Consider the following 16,299-nt stretch of genomic DNA (forward strand, 5'->3'; position numbering starts at 1 on the left):
TGGTAGCGCCTCCTGCCGATCTCCCCCCTTGAGGGGGAGATGCCCGGCAGGGCAGAGGGGGGTAAAGCCCCACGCACCTTCGCCCGCCCAAAATAAACATTGAGAAGCCCCCCCCATTTCCATTCGAAAGCACCCCATGCGCCTCAAATCCGAAATGTTCGTCTCAGCCCTCATCCGCCGCGTCTTCGCCGCCGGCGGATTTGCGGCTGTCGAAAAGAAGGGGGCGGAGGAGGCGGGGGCGATTTTCATTCGCCAGCGCCTGCGCGATGGCCGCGAAAATCTCTATGGACCCGCGCCGCAGAGCTTTGCCGATGACGAGGACATCCGCGCCGAGCGCCGTTTCGAAACGCGCCTTGCCGGTGCCGATGGCGAGGAAAGCGCCGCCCTTCTTGAGAGGGAACGACGCTTCGACAGCGACCTGTGGGTGGTGGAGATCGAAACCGATGAGATCGGGACTCTGCTGACGCTGGTGGATCAGCCCAAGGCCTAGAATCGTCCGGCAATGGCCCGCTTCTTCAATCCGTGAAGGTGCAAGACCGGCCGCACTTACCCTTGCGTCCCGGTTCTCTGCGCAGCCGGTGCGCTGCGGTCCGGCCGTTCGCGACCATGCGTATAGCTGTCGGCCCGCCGCCAGCTTTCCAGCCGCTCTTCGCATTCCACGATGTCGAGACGGTCGAGCAGGGCTTCGGCACGGCTCATATCGCCTTCGGCGGCGGAAAGATGCGGATAGAAGCATTGCAGCACGAAAGCCGCCTCGGAGAATTCCATGCCAAGGCCGGTCAGCGTCGTTGCCAGCTGCGCGCCGGATATATCGAGCATGATGCGCTCCGACAGCCAGTAGCTCGACGACAGCGAATCCGCCAGCGCGACCGCGAATTGCCGGGCATTGCGCTCGCGGGCGAAACGCACCAGCAGCGCTTCCTGCACCTCGCTCAACCGGCGAAGGCCGAGAACGTCGCTTTCCGGGCGGTTGAGGTGATGCGCCATCTGCTTGATGCGCTGGCGCATTTCCTCTTCGAGCGCGGAAGCGGCGGCGATGTTGTCCGTCTTTACTTCCGCTTTCGGCTCTTCAGGGCTTTCCGCCGCCTGCGGTTCGGCAGCCGCCGTCTCTTCATCCGGCCGCTTCAGATCTTCGGCGTGACGCAGCCCGACAAGCGCGTCGATGACGGTGGGGGAGAGGTCTTCGCGGCGCACGATGGCGCGCGCATGCGCCGCCCCTTGCGTGCGGGCAATGGTGATCAGCGTGTCGTCATCGAGGCATTTGGAGGAAATGAGGAAGGGCGCTGCAAGCGAAAGCGGCTGGCAGGCGATGAAGAAAGCGACAGCCGAAGGCACGCTCGGATGCTGGGAGAGAGCGGCAATGGCCTCCCGCTTGGCTTCGTCGGTGGAGGCGTTGAAAAGCGGCATGAAAAGTTCGGCGAACTGCCGGAGGTCCGTTTTTGACGGATGGGAGACATTCTCGAAATTCGTCACGGTGGCCATCAGCACCACATCTTTCTTCCTCACGGCTCTTGGCCTCTCAAGTTCTCGAAACCGGTCGGTCAACGCACTACCCAACAAACGCAAACACAATATCGGCTCAAATTAGAGCAAATGCGTTGACGTCCTGTTAACTATGGGGGGTGGCAAGAGAGAATCCGCCTCTATCAACAAGGAAATTTTAAAACCTTGATGACGGATAAAATGCCGTGGAACTTTACCGCATCGCCTTTGTTTTCAAGGGGTGCGGCTTCGGCCGGAATAAGTTGGGGTCCGGCAATTAAGGTTAACGGATCATTAACCTCTGTCTGTTTGTAATTTCATGGGCAGTATTAGGATTCCATGTTATTCTTATCGACGGAATAAATGCAAAAATGGCATGCGAAGCCTGAATCTGCGCACGATCCCCTTATAAGAATCGCTTTGGATTTTTGGATCGTGCGAAAACCAGTCTGTGGACTGGCCTATGCGCAATGTGATGGTGATGAAATTCCCGACGCAAGACGAGGCTTGCGCGGTTCCCATGGGCAACATTGACAATCATGTCCCGAAGAGGAGATGAGCATGGCAGAGATTATTCCAATCGGCGACGCCCGACGAAGCCTGCGCCCTGCTGGCGCGGTGGCAACGGTGATCGGCCCGGCGAAAGTCGTGCTGTTTACCGGCGTGCGCTATGAAAAACGCGATACCGAGCCGACCGGCAAAGTCGCGCGCAAGGGCAAATCCGCAGCGGAAACCGCCCTCAAATCCTGACTAAAGAGAATAACCGACGTTATTTCCACGCCGTCGGCTGGCATTTAGCCTCGTTCAGGAACCGTTCCGCCTCTTCGCCGAAACTCGGCTGCGGCACCATGGTCCGCAACACCACATACCCTTCCGTCTGATCCGATTCCGCCAGAATGGCTTGCGAAAGCGCGGGTGGCTGCGCCTTGCGGATGGCGGCGATCTGCACCGCATCCGCCACCAGAATATCCATCACCCCGCCGGCGGATGTGCGGTCATTCATGCTGAACACCTCATTCGAGGCCTTGTCGTAAACCGCGACCGACCAGAAGGGCACGGCCCCGATGGCGGTGAGCCTGACCGGCTTGTCCTCGATATCGAAGGTGCAGACCGCGACCCGCATGAAGGGATCGCCGCTGCCGAGCGTCTTTTTCTCCGTCGTCTCTTCGAGCAGATGAAACTGATGCGGCTTTCCTTCCGCCACCGCGCGCGTATAGGCGTCGCGATTGCTGAAATGCGGTATCGCCAGAAGAATGATGACATGCAGCACGGCTGCGCCGACGAGACCGGTGAGGATGGCGAGCAGGACCCTAAGCATTGCCACACCCCAGCTTGCGAATTTGCGGCATGGAGATATCGATCAGGCCGGAACTGCCCGCGACGGGCGTGTCGAGCAGGGTCATGACCAGCCTGAAGGTCTGGCCCTGCGGCACCGACAGCCAGTTATAGGTCTGGGCGTCAGCGGCGATGGTGATATCGATGCCGCCATCGGCGCTGCGCAAAAGCGTGCGGGAATTCAGCGCGAAGGGCCGCCCCGCATCCTCCGCCAGCACATTGCCCTGCTGGTCGGCGGTGTAGATTGTCCAGAAACGTGCGGGCGGCACGGCGCCGGCCAGCCGGTAGCGGCATTCGCCGCTCAGGCGTTGTCCATCGCTGTCGACGGAGGCGGTAAAAGCCAGCCCTTCCGCGGTTCCGTAAAGCAGCTTGCCGGCGTCGGCGCGGTGCGATTTGGCGTAAGGATCGGCCTCGATCGTCTGCGCTTCGGGAAAGGCATCCCAGGAGCCGATGCGGATCGATCCAAAGCCGGATGTCGCCTCAAGGGCTGCCAGCGTCGCGGCAATGCCGCCGCCAAAGGCGATCAGAAGGGCGATGCCGACAAGGAATGGAACTCGGAACACGCTGTTTTCCCGTTTATGAACAGGTCGAGGACTATCACTGATTCCCTGTTTGGAAAATGGCGCGGCTTGTTTACTCTCCGTGAAAATGATCACAACCGGGGATATTCCATCATGTCGCGACAATCCGCAATCGACCGTGCCGCCGCCTGTTTCGACGATGGCAGCTTCGAGCGGGATTTGTCGCGACGCGTTTTGCGACGGACCGAAAGCCAGAATGAGGAGCAGGGCGAGGAGCTGACGCTTTATCTGGAACAGGAAATGCTGCCCGCTTTCGCCGCCATGGGTTTTTCCTGCACCATCCTGCGTGATCCGACGGCGGATTTGCCGTTTCTGATCGCCGAGCGTTTCGAAGGCGACGCGCTGCCGACTGTGCTGGGATACGGCCACGGGGATGTGGTGCGCGGTCAGGACGAGGGTTGGGCCGAGGGCCTTTCGCCCTTTGTGATGTCTGAGCGCAATGGCAGGTGGTATGGGCGCGGCACCGCCGACAATAAGGGGCAGCATTCGGTCAATATGGCGGCGCTGAAAGCCGTGCTCGAGACACGCGGCAGGCTTGGTTTCAACGCCAAATATCTGATCGAGATGGGCGAGGAGAGGGGCTCCCCCGGCCTGAGGGAGATTTGCCGGAACCATGGCGAGCGGCTGAAAGCCGATCTTCTGATCGCTTCCGACGGCCCGCGCCTGAATGCGGAACGGCCGACGGTTTTTCTCGGCGCGCGCGGCGGCATCACCTTCGATCTGGTGATCGAGGCGCGTGAGGGCGGCCATCATTCCGGCAATTGGGGCGGGGCGCTCTCCAATCCCGGCGTGCAGCTGACCCATGCCGTCGCAAGTCTCGTCGGCCCGACCGGCCAGATCCGCGTGCCGGAACTGGTGCCGGAGGAATTGCCGAAAGCGGTGCGTGAGGCCCTTGCCGATTGTGAAATCGATGGCGGGCCGGACGGCCCGAAGATCGATCCGGACTGGGGCGAGCCCGGCCTTTCCACCGCCGAGCGGGTTTTCGGCTGGTGTGCGCTGGAAGTGCTGGCTTTCGAGACCGGCAATCCGCGTGCGCCGGTCAACGCCATTCCGCCACGGGCATGGGCGCGGCTGCAATTGCGCTTCGTCGTCGGTATCGATCCGCAAGCGGTTCTGCCCGCCGTGCGGCGTCACCTCGACCGGCAGGGTTTCGCCATGGTGGAAATCGCGCCTGCCGGCGACGAGATTTTCCGCGCCACCCGGCTCGATCCGCAGGATCCATGGGTGGATTTCACGCTGCGCTCCATTGCTCGCACAACGGGCAGAAAACCGGCGCTTCTGCCCAATCTCGGCGGTTCGCTGCCCAACGATATCTTTGCCGATATCCTCAAACTGCGCACCATCTGGGTGCCGCATTCCTATCCCGGCTGCTCGCAGCATGCGCCGAACGAACATTTGCCGAAGGAGATCGCCCGCGAGGCGCTTACCCTTATGGCCGGGCTCTATTGGGATATCGGAGAGCGGGATACGCCACCGCTTTAGGCGCCCATGATGAGCTTGAAGGCGATGGCCCACATGGTGACGGCGATGACGCCTTCGAGAATGCGCCAGGCGGAGGGTTTTTCGAAGATCGGCCGCAGCCAGCGCGCGCCGTAACCCAGTGAAAAGAAGAACACCAGCGAGCCGGTGGCCGCGCCCGCCGCAAAGGTTTTTTCGAAGCCGGGAAACTGCGTGGAAATGGTGCCGAGCAGCACGACGGTATCGAGATAGACATGCGGATTGAGAAAGGTCAGCGCAAGGCAGATGGCCAGCGTCTGCCACAGGCTCGCCTCCTGCCGCTCCGCCACCGAAAGCGCCTCGGAGGAGCGCAGCGCCGAATGCAGGCTTTTGGCGCCATACCAGATGAGGAAGGCGGCCCCCGCATAACGCATGATGGGATCGAGCGCCGGCATGATGGCGCTGATCCGCTGAAAACCGAAAACCCCGACGGTGATCAGCAGCGCATCGGCAATGGCGCAGGTGGCGCAGACGGCAAACACATGCGAGCGCGCCAGCCCCTGCTTCAGAACGAAGGCGTTCTGCGCGCCGATGGCGACGATGAGGCTGAGGCCCATTGTCAGGCCGGTGAAGAAGATCTGGATGTCCATGCGCGTCGCGGCCCTGCCTCTGTCCACTGTGGAATGGCCGAAGGCGTTGCTTCCGGACCGAGTGCTTGGATATTTCCGCCAGATAGTTTAATCCAGTTAAATAAACTCAATCCAGATAAGCTGAGCTAATGTACCGTAACGCTATTCCACGGACGGATATCATGAGCGCTTTCCTCACCTCCACCCTCATTCCTGTGCTTGTCACAGGAATCCAGCCGACGCGCGTCTGCGCGACGGATGAGTCTTTTCAGCCCAAGGACTTGGGCTTGCTGGATTCCTGTGACAAGCACAGGAATGAGGGCGGGGAGGATCGCTGCAGATGGTCCGAGTCCTTACATGTGCTGTGTCAAACCCAGCTTTCACAGCGGGTATCATAATGCTCGACTATCCCTCCATGCGGGCCGTGGCGCTCGTTGCTCAAACCGGCAGTTTCGAAAAGGCGGCGCAGGTGCTGTGCGTCACGCCGTCGGCCGTCTCCCAGCGCATCAAGCAACTGGAGGAGCGGCTGGGCGTGGTGCTGATCGTGCGCGGCAATCCCTGCGTGGCGACGAAAAAGGGCGAATGGCTCTGCCGTCACATGGATCATGTCGGCATGCTGGAAAGCGAATTGTTCCGACAGCTTCCGGCGCTGGCGGAAGCGGGCGCAGCGCAGGAGCGCGTGACGCTCAACATCGCCACAAACGCCGACAGTCTCGGCACATGGTTTCTGGATGCGGTTTCGAAATTCACCGGCGGCAGCGATTATCTCGTCAATATCGCAGTGGACGATCAGGACCACACGGTGGAATGGCTGCGCGGCGGCAGGGTGCTCGCCGCCGTCACCGCCCATGCCAAGCCCGTACAGGGCTGCCGGGTCCTGGCCCTCGGCGTGCTGCGCTATCATGCCACCGCCAGCCCGGATTTCATGGCCCGCCATTTCGCCGATGGTGTGACACCCACGGCCCTTGCCCGCGCGCCGGGGCTCACCTTCAACCAGAAGGACAGGCTGCAGGCGAGCTGGGTCAGGAAGGTGCTGGGCGAGGATATCGCTTATCCCACCCACTGGCTGCCTTCGACGGACGGTTTCGTGAAGGCGAGCCTTTCCGGCATGGGCTGGGGGCTCAACCCGGTGCAGCTTGTGGGGGATCACCTCAAGGCGGGCAGGCTGGTGGAGGTCGTTCCCGGCACGTCGCTCGATATTCCGCTTTACTGGCAGGTGAACCGGCTCGCGGCGGAGCGGCTTGGGGTGTTGACGTCGCATGTGGTGGAGACGGCGAGGGGGGTGTTGTTGCGCTAAGTTGCAAACGGTGGCGACGGAGTGCTTGGCTTACCCCCCTCTGCCCTGCCGGGCATCTCCCCCTCAAGGGGGGAGATCGATCTGCGGCGAAGTTTCGCCCATCTCAAGGTTAGAGAATGAAGTGGCGGGAGAGCCACCAGCCGATCTCCCCCCTTGAGGGGGAGATGCCCGGCAGGGCAGAGGGGGGTGAGCCACACACTCCGACAGAATCTTCAGGCAATGCGCCACACCTCACCGCCGCGCCGCATCCTCCGCGCCCTCGCGCAACGACGCATCCGCCACCTTCTGCGTCGTCACACTCAAGGCCGAAGCGTCCTTCATCTTCTTGGCGATGGAGCGGATCACACGCGTTGCCTCGGCCGAGAGCGAGCGTGGGCGGGTGAGCGCCGGCAAAGCGGGTGTGCTGGTGGCTGCGGCCGCCACTTCCGCAGAAGGCTGCGGGCGCGCGCCTGTCGGCAGCGGGTTCTGGATGCCGGGGATCGGTCGCAGTTCCATGCCCTGATGGGCATAGTCCATCAGCCGCTTGAAGGCCATGGCCGGAAGCGCGCCGCCGGTCATGTTGTTCATCGGCGTGAAATCGTCGTTCCCGAACCAGACGGCCGTGGTGTAATTGCCGGTGAAACCCACATACCAGGCGTCGCGATAGGCCTGCGAGGTGCCGGTCTTGCCGCCGGAAACGATGCCGTTGTCCAGCGCGCCGCGCCTTGCCGTGCCCATGACCGGGATGGTCACCAGCATCTGGTTCATCTTCGAATTGGCGTCTTCGGAAAGCACCCGTTTGGCGGGCGCTTCGTTGTGGCTGAAATCGTAGAGAACATTGCCCTCGTAATCCAGCACCTGCTCGATGCCGTGGCGGCGCGACTGCATACCGTCGGCCGGGAAAACGGCATAGGCGGTGGCCTGATCGAGAACCGTCACTTCCGATGTGCCGAGCGGAATGGTCTTGTCGCTGCGCAGCGGCGTGGCGACACCCATGGCCTTGGCGGTATCGACGATGACCTGCGTGCCAAGCACGTCCTTGGCGAGGCGCACAGGCACGGTGTTGTAGGATTTGGCGAGCGCCATCTGCAGCGTCACCTTGCCGGCATAGGAGCGACCGTAATTCTGCGGCGACCAGCCGCGCCAGGTCACCGGCGCGTCGGAGATCAGCGTCTCAGGCTTCATGCCCTTTTCCATGGCGGCCGAGTAGGTATAGACCTTGAAGGAGGAGCCCGGCTGGCGCAGCGCCGCCGTGGCGCGGTTGAACTGGCTTTCGCCATAGTCGCGCCCGCCGACCATGGCGCGCACGCCGCCGCCGTTCTCGATCATCACCATCGCGCCCTGCTTGACGCGATAACCTTCGCCATATTCGCGCAGGCCCATTTCCATCGCCTGTTCGGCCGCCTGCTGCAGGCCGGTATCGATGGTGGTGCGCACGACGACGGTATGGTCCTTGAACTTGCCCTCGGCGGCCAGCCGCTGCACTTCGTCGAAAGCCCAGTCGAGGAAATAATCCGGCGCCTTCACATCGGCGCGGTCGATGACGGTGGCCGGGTTGCGCCGCGCGCCGATCACCTGGCCCTCGGTCATCAACCCGCTCTGCACCAGGTTGGAAAGCACGGTGTTGGCGCGAGCGCGCGCTGCCGGCAGGTTGACATGCGGCGCATATTTGGCCGGAGCCTTGAACAGGCCGGCCAGAATGGCGGATTCCGCCAATGTCACGTCGGTCAGGTTCTTGCCGAAATAAAATTGCGCCGCCGCAGCAGCACCGAAGGTGCCGCCGCCCATATAGGCGCGGTCGAGATAAAGGCTGAGGATTTCCTTCTTCGACATGTTGGTCTCGAGCCACAGCGCGAGGAAGGCTTCCTTGATCTTGCGCTCCAGCGAGCGCTCATTGGTGAGGAACAGGTTCTTGGCGAGCTGCTGCGTCAGCGTCGAGCCGCCCTGCACCACGCCGCCGGCGCGGGCGTTTTCGCTCATGGCGCGGGCAAGGCCGATGAAATCGATGCCGAAATGGTCGAAGAAACGCCGGTCCTCGGTCGCCAGCACCGCCTTGATGAAATGATCCGGCATCTGGTCGATCGGGACGCTGTCTTCATGGATGATGCCGCGGTGGCCGATGGTGTTGCCGTAGCGATCAAGGAAGGTGACGGCGAAATCGCCGCGATAACGCCAGTCCTTCTTGGTCTCTTCGAAAGCGGGCATGGCGAGCGCCAGGAGCACGACGGACCCTGCCGTTCCGAAGGTCAGCGCGTCGCAGGTGAGGTTGACGAGGAGCTTCTTCCAGCCGCGCACATGCAGCTTGCGCGAGGCGATGGTGACGTCTTCCCAGAAATCCACCAGCCTTGCCGCAGCCGTCCACAGGCCGGAGTCGATGAAGCTATCGATCCGGAGCAGGATGTGCCGTTTTTTACGGCCTTTTTTATCGTCTTTTTCTTCCTGCACCTGGCGATGTTTTCCTGTTCAACGCAACGCTGCCATCGATATGCCTGCGTGATATTCTACGCTTCAACCCATTCCCGACGCAAAACCGTGGCATGGTTATGTCGGAAGTGCTTGACGCGGCGGCCTTTCGCGGGCCAATGACCCCTCTGCCGCCTGCCAATATGCTAAAATATCGTACAAACCAGCCCTTGGCGATACGATATAAAGGATTAGGGACCGGTTAAACACTCCCGTCCAAGAGATCAAAATGAAACGGAAATGTTAACGATGAATGACGCGCCGTTCTGGAAAACCAAATCACTCACGGAGATGACCGGCGAGGAATGGGAAAGCCTGTGCGACGGCTGCGGCCTGTGCTGTCTGAACAAGCTGGAGGACTGGGACACCGGCGAAGTGGTGTTCACCTCGGTGCGCTGTGTGCTGCTTGACGGTGAAAGCTGTCGATGCTCCGATTACGAAAACCGCCGCGCCACCGTGCCGGACTGTATCCAGCTCGACCTGAAGAAGGTGCATGAGATCGGCTGGCTGCCGCCCACCTGCGCCTATGCGCTGGTGCGCGACGGCAAGGATCTCTACTGGTGGCACTATCTCGTTTCCGGCGATACGGAAACGGTGCATCAGGCCGGCATTTCCGCGCGCGGCCGCACCGTCAGCGAGGCCGACGTGGATGTTGACGACTTCGAGGATTATGTGGTCGACTGGCCCCTGACAGTGGGTGAGAGGGCAGGCGAAAAGGAACGGATGTGACGGAAAACGTCGATTTTCGTTTTGGTCCTATTCCTGCCCCATCGTTCCCTTAAGGCAGTGTCGCCCGAAAGCGTGTCACGGTTTCGGGTTACGACTTGTCTGAAATCAAAGACAGCTTCCGGCCATTCCGGCAAATGATCCGCAAAAGCGGACGAGGGACATCAAAACGCATGCGCTATCGGCTGCCCGCCATCGTTCTTTCATGCCTCGCCCTTCCGGGGCTCCTGCCGTTTTCCGCTGACGCCCAGCAACAGCCCCAGGCCTTCGAATGCACGCTGGTCACCTCCATCGAGACCGGCGCCATCATCAACCAGCAGGGCGCCTGCGACCAGCGCGTGGCGCCGGCCTCCACCTTCAAGGTGCCGCTGGCGCTGATCGGTTACGACGCCGGCATTCTTCAGGATGAAAAGACGCCCGCCTGGGACTGGAAACCCGGCACGGAGGCGCGCGCCTCCGACCGCAAGACGGTCGATCCCTCGATATGGGAGCAGGATTCGGTGCTGTGGTATTCGCGTGAAATTACCCGCCGCCTCGGCCCGGAAAAATTCGCCGCCTATGTGAAGCGCCTCGGTTATGGCAATGCCGATGTTTCCGGTGAGCCGGGCAAGAATAACGGGCTCACCCATTCCTGGCTCGGATCGTCGCTGACGGTTTCGCCGGTGGAACAGGTCGGCTTTCTCCGCCGCCTTCTGGCCGGCAATCTGCCGGTCTCGCGCGATGCGCAGGCGAAGACCAGGGCAATCGTGCCGGTCTTCGATGCGCCCGAAAGTTGGGCGGTGCACGGCAAGACCGGCACGGGCTACATGCGCGACGAAAAGGGCAATCCCGACCGCAACCGCCCCTTCGGCTGGTTCGTCGGCTGGGCGGAGCGCGAAGGCCAGCACATCGTCTTCGCAAGACTGCGCGTTTCCGACAAACCGTCCGACGAGCCGCTCGGCCCCGCCGTGCGCGATGCCTTCCTGCGCGATATTCCCCGGCTGGCCGTGCACCGGTAGCCGCACGCATCTAATAAAAGCGTAGTTTTGCGACGTGCTCCTTCCCTCATCCCTGTGCTTGTCACAGGGATCCAGCCAGCCCAAGTCCTTGGGCTGAAAGAACTCTCCCCGCCGCGCAGACGCGCGTCGACTGGATTCCTGTGACAAGCACAGGAATGAGGGTGATATCTTGGCGCATGGAAATGTGAACGCTGTGGACCGAGATAGCGCGGTCAGTAGGTATCCGTCAGATTGCCGCGCAGGCGCCGACAGCAAGCCCGGCCGCACTCACGATTGTGTGTTCAACAAAAAGTTTCCGCTTCCCTTGACCTTCCCATCATGGGAATCTCTACATAGGGTCTCGAAAGGGGATTTCCCATGAACGAGACAGTCAAACACGCCCATCGACATGAACCGGTTTCCATTCCCGTGGAAGGCATGACCTGCGCTTCCTGCGTGCGGCGGGTGGAAACGGCCGCGGCCAAGGTGCCGGGTGTCATGTCGAGTTCCGTGAACTTCGCCACGAAGAAGCTCACCGTCGAGCCAGCCGAGGGTTTTTCGGCCAGAACGCTTGGCGCCGCCATCAAGAAGGTCGGTTACGATATCGCGCCGGAGCGTCACGAATTTGCGGTGGAAGGCTTGCGGGGCGAGGCTGAGGCCGAGCGGCTGAAGGCCGTTCTGGAAGCGGTCGCCACCACAATCGCCGTCGAGGTCGACGCTGCCTCCGGCAAGGCCTCCGTGGAAACGATTGGCGGCCGGCGCGAACGGGATGCGCTTGTGGAAACGGCAAAGCTTGCCGGGTTCGCGCTGAAGACGCCGAAACCGCACGACCATTCCGCCCATAACGGTCACAGCCAGCACCATGGACATCATCAGGGCCACGGCCAGATGGCGGCGGGCGAGGCCGGCGGCCATGACCATATGCAGCATGCGGGCGAAGAGGGCGCGCTCAAACGCGACCTGACGATTGCCGCGATCCTGACCGCGCCGCTTTTCGTGCTGGAAATGGGCGGCCATCTCTATGAGCCGATGCATCACTGGCTGATGGGCATCATCGACACGCAGAACCTCTATTACACCTATTTCGCGCTGGCGACGGCGGTGATTTTCGGGCCGGGCCTGCGTTTCCTCAAGACCGGTTTCCCGGCCCTGCTGCGCGGCGCGCCGGAAATGAACTCGCTGGTGGCGCTGGGCGTCACCGCCGCCTATCTCTATTCGGTGGTGGCGACCTTCGCGCCCAACCTGCTGCCGGAAGAGGCGCAGTTCGTCTATTATGAAGCCGCAACCGTCATCGTCACGCTGATCCTGACCGGGCGGCTTCTCGAAGCCCGCGCCAGCGGACGCACTGGAGACGCCATCCGCAAGCTGATGAGCCTGCAGGCGAAGACCGCCCGGGTGGAGCGCGACGGCGCTACCATCGATATTTCCCCCGAAGACCTCGTGGCCGGCGATATCGTCGTCATCCGTCCCGGCGAAAGGCTGGCGGTGGATGGCGAAGTCGTCGAAGGCTCCTCCTATGTCGATGAATCGATGATCTCCGGCGAGCCGGTGCCGGTGGAAAAGACGGTCGGCGCAACGGTCGTCGGCGGCACCATCAACAAGACCGGCGCTTTCAAGTTCAAGGCGACCAAGGTCGGCGCGGATACCATGCTGTCGCAGATCATCCGCATGGTGGAGGAGGCTCAAGGATCCAAGCTTCCCATTCAGCTGCTGGTCGACCGCGTCACCGCGCTCTTCGTGCCCGTTGTCATCGCCATTGCGGTGCTGACCTTCATCGTCTGGGCGATCTTCGGTCCCGAGCCTGCCTATACTTTCGCGCTGGTCAATGCCGTGGCGGTGCTCATCATCGCCTGCCCCTGCGCCATGGGTCTCGCCACGCCTACCTCGATCATGGTCGGTACCGGCCGGGCGGCGGAACTGGGCGTGCTGTTCCGCAAGGGGCAGGCGCTGCAGGAGCTGCGTTCGGCCGAGATCGTCGTGGTCGACAAGACCGGCACGGTGACCAAGGGCCGCCCGGAGCTGACCGATCTGGTGGTTGCGGAAGGGTTTGCCGATAACGAGGTGCTGGCGCTGGTCGCCGCCGTCGAGGGCCGTTCGGAACATCCGATTGCCGAAGCCATCGTCCGGGCTGCGGAAGAAAAGAAGGTTGCGACCCCTGCAGGACTCGAACCCGCGACCGTCGAAAACTTCGAAAGCGTGACGGGTTACGGCATCGCCGCCACCGTCAATGGCCGCAGGGTCGAAGTCGGCGCGGATCGTTACATGGCGAAACTCGGCCATTCGGTCGATATCTTCGCTGAGGCCGCCGCAAGGCTGGGTGACGAGGGCAAGACGCCGCTTTATGCCGCCATCGACGGCAGGCTGGCGGCTGCGATTGCCGTCGCCGATCCGCTGAAACCCTCGAGTGTGACCGCCATCCGGGCGTTGCAGGCGATGGGCATCGAAGTGGCCATGGTGACGGGCGACAATGAACGTACGGCAAACGCCATCGCCCGGCAGGTCGGCATTTCCCGTGTGGTGGCCGAAGTGCTGCCCGAGGGCAAGGTGAAGGCGATCCACGAGATGCGCGCAGGCGGCAAGGTGCTGGCCTTCGTGGGTGACGGCATCAACGATGCGCCGGCGCTGGCTGAAGCCGATATCGGCATCGCCGTCGGCACCGGCACGGATGTCGCCATTGAAAGCGCCGATGTGGTGCTGGTCGGCGGCGATCTTCTCGGTGCGGTCAACGCCATCGAGATGAGCCGGGCGACCATCCGCAACATCAAGGAAAACCTGTTCTGGGCTTTCGGTTACAATGTGGCGTTGATACCGGTTGCGGCGGGCGTGCTTTATCCCGCCTTCGGCATCACGCTGTCGCCGATGATCGGCGCGGGCGCCATGGCGCTGTCCAGCGTCTTCGTTCTCGCCAATGCGCTGCGGTTGAAACGGGCGAAGGTGGCCCATCGGGAGGTGACGTCATGAATATCGGCCAGGCATCGGAAGCATCGGGTGTTTCCGCCAAGATGATCCGCTATTACGAGCAGATCGGCCTCATCACGCCGGCCGCCCGCACCGGCAATAATTACCGGGTCTATGGCGAGCAGGACGTGCACAATCTGCGCTTCATCAAGCGGGCGCGCACGCTCGGTTTTTCGCTGGAAGAAACCGAGACGCTGCTGAAACTCTGGCAGGACAAGAGCCGTGAGAGTTCGGCGGTGAAGGAAATCGCGCTCGTCCACATCGCCGATCTCGAGCAGAAGATCGCCGAGATGAAGAGCATGGTGAAGACGCTCTCCCATCTCGCCCATTGCTGCGGCGGCGACCACCGGCCCGACTGCCCCATCCTCGACGATCTCGCGGGCGCAGATAAGGCCGACGCCAGGCACGCGCGAACCCACTGACCTTTAATGACAGCCGGCACGACAATATCGCGACCGGCGATAAGGAGAAAACCATGAGTGCAACCACCTTCCTCATTCCGGACATGACCTGCGGCCATTGCGAAAAGACGCTGCGCGGTGCTCTCACGGAGGCTCTTCCCGGCGCATCCATCAGCATCGACCTTGATGCCCACAGGCTGATCGTCACGGGCGACGCCGCAACCGCGGAAGCGGCGATACGCGAAGCCGGTTATTCGCCGGAACGGGCGGGTTGAGAGACGGCTTCCGTTTGCACAGGTTCCAAAATGTGCTACATATGTTGCACAAAATGGAGCGTAAACGGATGACCGTAACGACGAGAATAAGACGTCAGGGCGGTGCGGCGGTGATGACCATCCCGCCCGCTCTTTTGAAGATGCTGGGGCTGGAAATCGGTGAACAACTGACGCTTGAGGTCGACAACGGCGCGCTGGTCGCCAGCCCGGTTCGGCAGGAAAAGAAGCGCTTCACGCTTGCCGAACTGCTGGAGGGTGCGGATGAAGTTGCCGCCCTCAATGCCGGCGCGCGGGAGTGGGACGAAGCGCCGCCAGTTGGCAAAGAAGCCCTTTGATGGTCCGCAGCCAGGTTCCAAAACGTGGCGACGTTTATCTGGTCGACCTCAATCCTGTCATCGGCAGCGAAATCAGGGACGAGCATCGTTGTATCGTCATCACGCCCAGAGAAATCAATGCGGTTGGACTGTGCCTTGTCGTTCCCGTGACGACGGGCGGAGTATTCACACGCAGGGCAGGGCTTGCCGTCAACATATCGGCCCACAGGACTACGGGTGTCGCACTATGCAATCAGGTGAGAAGCATGGACATTGTTGCCCGTGTCGCCCAGAAGAAAGCGAAATATATCGAAACCCTTGACGATGCGACGATTGACGAAATCGCCGGACGTGTCATCAGCATGATCGATCCTGCCTGAGAACGCCCATTGGAATAATGGGCGAAATATGCTACTGAGTAGCATCTCTTTTGAACCGGGATAGCCACAATGTCCGTCAAGGCGTCAGTTTCCATCTCCGATCAGCAGGACAGTTTCGCCCGCAGGCTGGTGGAGGAAGGGCGTTACGCGAGCCTCAGTGCCGTCGTCCAGCGTGGGCTGGAACTGCTGCGGCAGGAAACGGAACTGAAGGACGCCGAACTTGCCGCGCTTCGCGTTTTGCTGGTCGAGCGCGGGCAGGGCGACTTCGTCTCCGTGGAAGACGGCAAGGAAAGAACGGCAGAGATGATCGCAGCCAAGAAGGCCGGCTATGGCCTTTAGGGTCCTGCGTTCGACACAGACGGATCAGGACCTCGGCCTCATTCTCGACCATCTCATCCAGTCCTATCTCGACCTTGGCGACGCCTTGCCGGGCGCTTTCGCGCGCGCTGCGCGACGTGTGGGGTCAATCGAGGCGGATATGGAAGCGCTTCACAAAGCGCCTTTTCAGGGCACATTATTGCCCGAAATATTGCCCGGCCTTCGCCGGGTGACGAAAAATCAGGCTGTCTTTTATTTCGATGTCGATGAGGGTGAAAAGACCGTGCGTATTCTTGCGGTCTTTTTCGGCGGGCAGGATCATCTGCGCCATATGCTCACGCGCCTCGTGTCCCGTCGCGCCCTCAATCTTCCCTAAACCTCGTCGAAAGTCCCGCCTTCCCGCGAAGGGTTGCGGTCGATCACTCGTTCCTCGGCATCGTCGGGCAGGGCCTCGTCGCTTTCCTGATAGGGATCGTCCTCGCTCTCCGCCTCTTCTTCCTCGATTTCCTGTTCGATGGATTGCGGAATTTCTCCCTTGGCGGGAAGGGCGTCGATATCGAGATCGAGCAGGTCCTCGTCCATGGCGTCTTCGTTGCGGGGCAGGATTTTTTCGCGGTCCATGACGGTGTCCTTTCTGTCCGTTCATTCGACAAACGGCCCGAAGGCGCTAAGGGTTCCTGTCGCCGTTGAATTCCGTCACTGAATTCCGTCAGGCCGGATTGCGTGAAAAAGCCGTCTTGACCTCAA

At 61.6% G+C, this 16,299-nt stretch carries 19 protein-coding genes; 13 read left to right on the plus strand and 6 right to left on the minus strand.

Features of this window, described 5'->3' with window-relative positions:
* The first annotated feature begins 136 nt into the window (after positions 1 to 136).
* Positions 137 to 490 (plus strand): DUF1491 family protein, encoded by a 354-nt coding sequence (locus tag EM858_RS23880; protein WP_059753859.1) that lies wholly within the window; start codon positions 137 to 139, stop codon positions 488 to 490.
* 56 nt (positions 491 to 546) lie between these two features.
* Here EM858_RS23880 and EM858_RS23885 read toward each other — a convergent pair whose 3' ends face one another.
* Positions 547 to 1,482: a DUF2336 domain-containing protein gene (locus EM858_RS23885; protein WP_210305463.1), complete on the minus strand. Its 936-nt coding sequence runs from the start codon at positions 1,480 to 1,482 to the stop codon at positions 547 to 549.
* 561 nt (positions 1,483 to 2,043) lie between these two features.
* Here EM858_RS23885 and EM858_RS23890 point away from each other — a divergent pair.
* Positions 2,044 to 2,232, plus strand: a complete 189-nt coding sequence (locus EM858_RS23890; RefSeq protein WP_035261156.1) for a hypothetical protein — start codon at positions 2,044 to 2,046, stop codon at positions 2,230 to 2,232.
* Positions 2,233 to 2,251: 19 nt separating this feature from the next.
* Here the strand turns inward: EM858_RS23890 and EM858_RS23895 are convergent, their stop codons facing one another.
* A complete protein-coding gene (locus EM858_RS23895; RefSeq protein ID WP_035261158.1) occupies positions 2,252 to 2,800 on the minus strand; it encodes a membrane protein in 549 nt (182 codons plus the stop codon).
* Positions 2,793 to 3,380, minus strand: a complete 588-nt coding sequence (locus EM858_RS23900) for a DUF1214 domain-containing protein (RefSeq protein ID WP_003522305.1) — start codon at positions 3,378 to 3,380, stop codon at positions 2,793 to 2,795. Before EM858_RS23900 ends, EM858_RS23895 begins: the two co-directional genes overlap by 8 nt.
* Positions 3,381 to 3,491: 111 nt before the next feature.
* Between EM858_RS23900 and EM858_RS23905 the strand changes: the two genes are divergently transcribed.
* Positions 3,492 to 4,880 carry a M20 family metallopeptidase gene (locus EM858_RS23905; protein ID WP_127758195.1) on the plus strand — a complete coding sequence of 463 codons (1,389 nt, stop codon included), beginning with the start codon at positions 3,492 to 3,494 and terminating at the stop codon, positions 4,878 to 4,880.
* On the opposite strand, the gene EM858_RS23910 is transcribed toward EM858_RS23905, so the two are convergent.
* On the minus strand, positions 4,877 to 5,485 hold the full coding sequence (locus EM858_RS23910; protein ID WP_127758196.1) for a LysE/ArgO family amino acid transporter: 609 nt from the start codon (positions 5,483 to 5,485) through the stop codon (positions 4,877 to 4,879). The genes EM858_RS23905 and EM858_RS23910 overlap by 4 nt on opposite strands.
* 376 nt (positions 5,486 to 5,861) lie before the next feature.
* Here EM858_RS23910 and EM858_RS23920 point away from each other — a divergent pair, with 376 nt between their 5' ends.
* Positions 5,862 to 6,761, plus strand: coding sequence for a LysR family transcriptional regulator ArgP (locus tag EM858_RS23920; RefSeq protein ID WP_127758197.1), 900 nt, complete (start codon positions 5,862 to 5,864; stop codon positions 6,759 to 6,761).
* A 231-nt stretch (positions 6,762 to 6,992) separates the two neighbouring features.
* On the opposite strand, the gene EM858_RS23930 is transcribed toward EM858_RS23920, so the two are convergent.
* Entirely contained in the window at positions 6,993 to 9,185 is a 2,193-nt protein-coding gene (locus EM858_RS23930) for a transglycosylase domain-containing protein (RefSeq protein ID WP_080817389.1), read from the minus strand.
* A 267-nt stretch (positions 9,186 to 9,452) separates the two neighbouring features.
* Between EM858_RS23930 and EM858_RS23935 the strand changes: the two genes are divergently transcribed.
* The 9 genes from EM858_RS23935 (at position 9,453) to EM858_RS23975 (ending at position 15,928) form a co-directional block, all read left to right on the plus strand.
* Positions 9,453 to 9,932: a YcgN family cysteine cluster protein gene (locus tag EM858_RS23935; protein WP_065654208.1), complete on the plus strand. Its 480-nt coding sequence runs from the start codon at positions 9,453 to 9,455 to the stop codon at positions 9,930 to 9,932.
* A 170-nt stretch (positions 9,933 to 10,102) separates the two neighbouring features.
* A complete protein-coding gene (gene blaOXA / locus EM858_RS23940; protein ID WP_065654207.1) occupies positions 10,103 to 10,927 on the plus strand; it encodes a class D beta-lactamase in 825 nt (274 codons plus the stop codon).
* Positions 10,928 to 11,284: 357 nt separating this feature from the next.
* On the plus strand, positions 11,285 to 13,867 hold the full coding sequence (locus EM858_RS23945; RefSeq protein ID WP_164865547.1) for a heavy metal translocating P-type ATPase: 2,583 nt from the start codon (positions 11,285 to 11,287) through the stop codon (positions 13,865 to 13,867).
* The gene (cueR, locus tag EM858_RS23950) at positions 13,864 to 14,286 is read left to right on the plus strand and encodes a Cu(I)-responsive transcriptional regulator (RefSeq protein ID WP_127758198.1); all 423 of its coding nucleotides are present in this window, start codon (positions 13,864 to 13,866) and stop codon (positions 14,284 to 14,286) included. Before EM858_RS23945 ends, cueR begins: the two co-directional genes overlap by 4 nt.
* A 53-nt stretch (positions 14,287 to 14,339) precedes the next feature.
* A complete protein-coding gene (locus EM858_RS23955) occupies positions 14,340 to 14,540 on the plus strand; it encodes a heavy-metal-associated domain-containing protein (RefSeq protein ID WP_127758199.1) in 201 nt (66 codons plus the stop codon).
* 68 nt (positions 14,541 to 14,608) lie between these two features.
* Positions 14,609 to 14,875, plus strand: a complete 267-nt coding sequence (locus tag EM858_RS23960; RefSeq protein ID WP_127758200.1) for an AbrB/MazE/SpoVT family DNA-binding domain-containing protein — start codon at positions 14,609 to 14,611, stop codon at positions 14,873 to 14,875.
* Positions 14,875 to 15,234, plus strand: a complete 360-nt coding sequence (locus EM858_RS23965; RefSeq protein WP_127758201.1) for a type II toxin-antitoxin system PemK/MazF family toxin — start codon at positions 14,875 to 14,877, stop codon at positions 15,232 to 15,234. Before EM858_RS23960 ends, EM858_RS23965 begins: the two co-directional genes overlap by 1 nt.
* Before the next feature lie 69 nt (positions 15,235 to 15,303).
* Positions 15,304 to 15,573 (plus strand): type II toxin-antitoxin system ParD family antitoxin, encoded by a 270-nt coding sequence (locus EM858_RS23970; RefSeq protein ID WP_127758202.1) that lies wholly within the window; start codon positions 15,304 to 15,306, stop codon positions 15,571 to 15,573.
* Positions 15,563 to 15,928, plus strand: coding sequence for a type II toxin-antitoxin system RelE/ParE family toxin (locus tag EM858_RS23975; RefSeq protein WP_127758203.1), 366 nt, complete (start codon positions 15,563 to 15,565; stop codon positions 15,926 to 15,928). The genes EM858_RS23970 and EM858_RS23975 overlap by 11 nt, the downstream gene beginning before the upstream one ends.
* Here EM858_RS23975 and EM858_RS23980 read toward each other — a convergent pair.
* Positions 15,925 to 16,173 (minus strand): hypothetical protein, encoded by a 249-nt coding sequence (locus tag EM858_RS23980; RefSeq protein WP_080817381.1) that lies wholly within the window; start codon positions 16,171 to 16,173, stop codon positions 15,925 to 15,927. The two genes, EM858_RS23975 and EM858_RS23980, sit on opposite strands and share 4 nt — an antisense overlap.
* Positions 16,174 to 16,299: the final 126 nt, after the last annotated feature.

This window comes from Agrobacterium sp. CNPSo 2736 (genome assembly GCF_004005385.1).
Classification (GTDB): Bacteria; Pseudomonadota; Alphaproteobacteria; order Rhizobiales; family Rhizobiaceae; genus Agrobacterium; species Agrobacterium leguminum.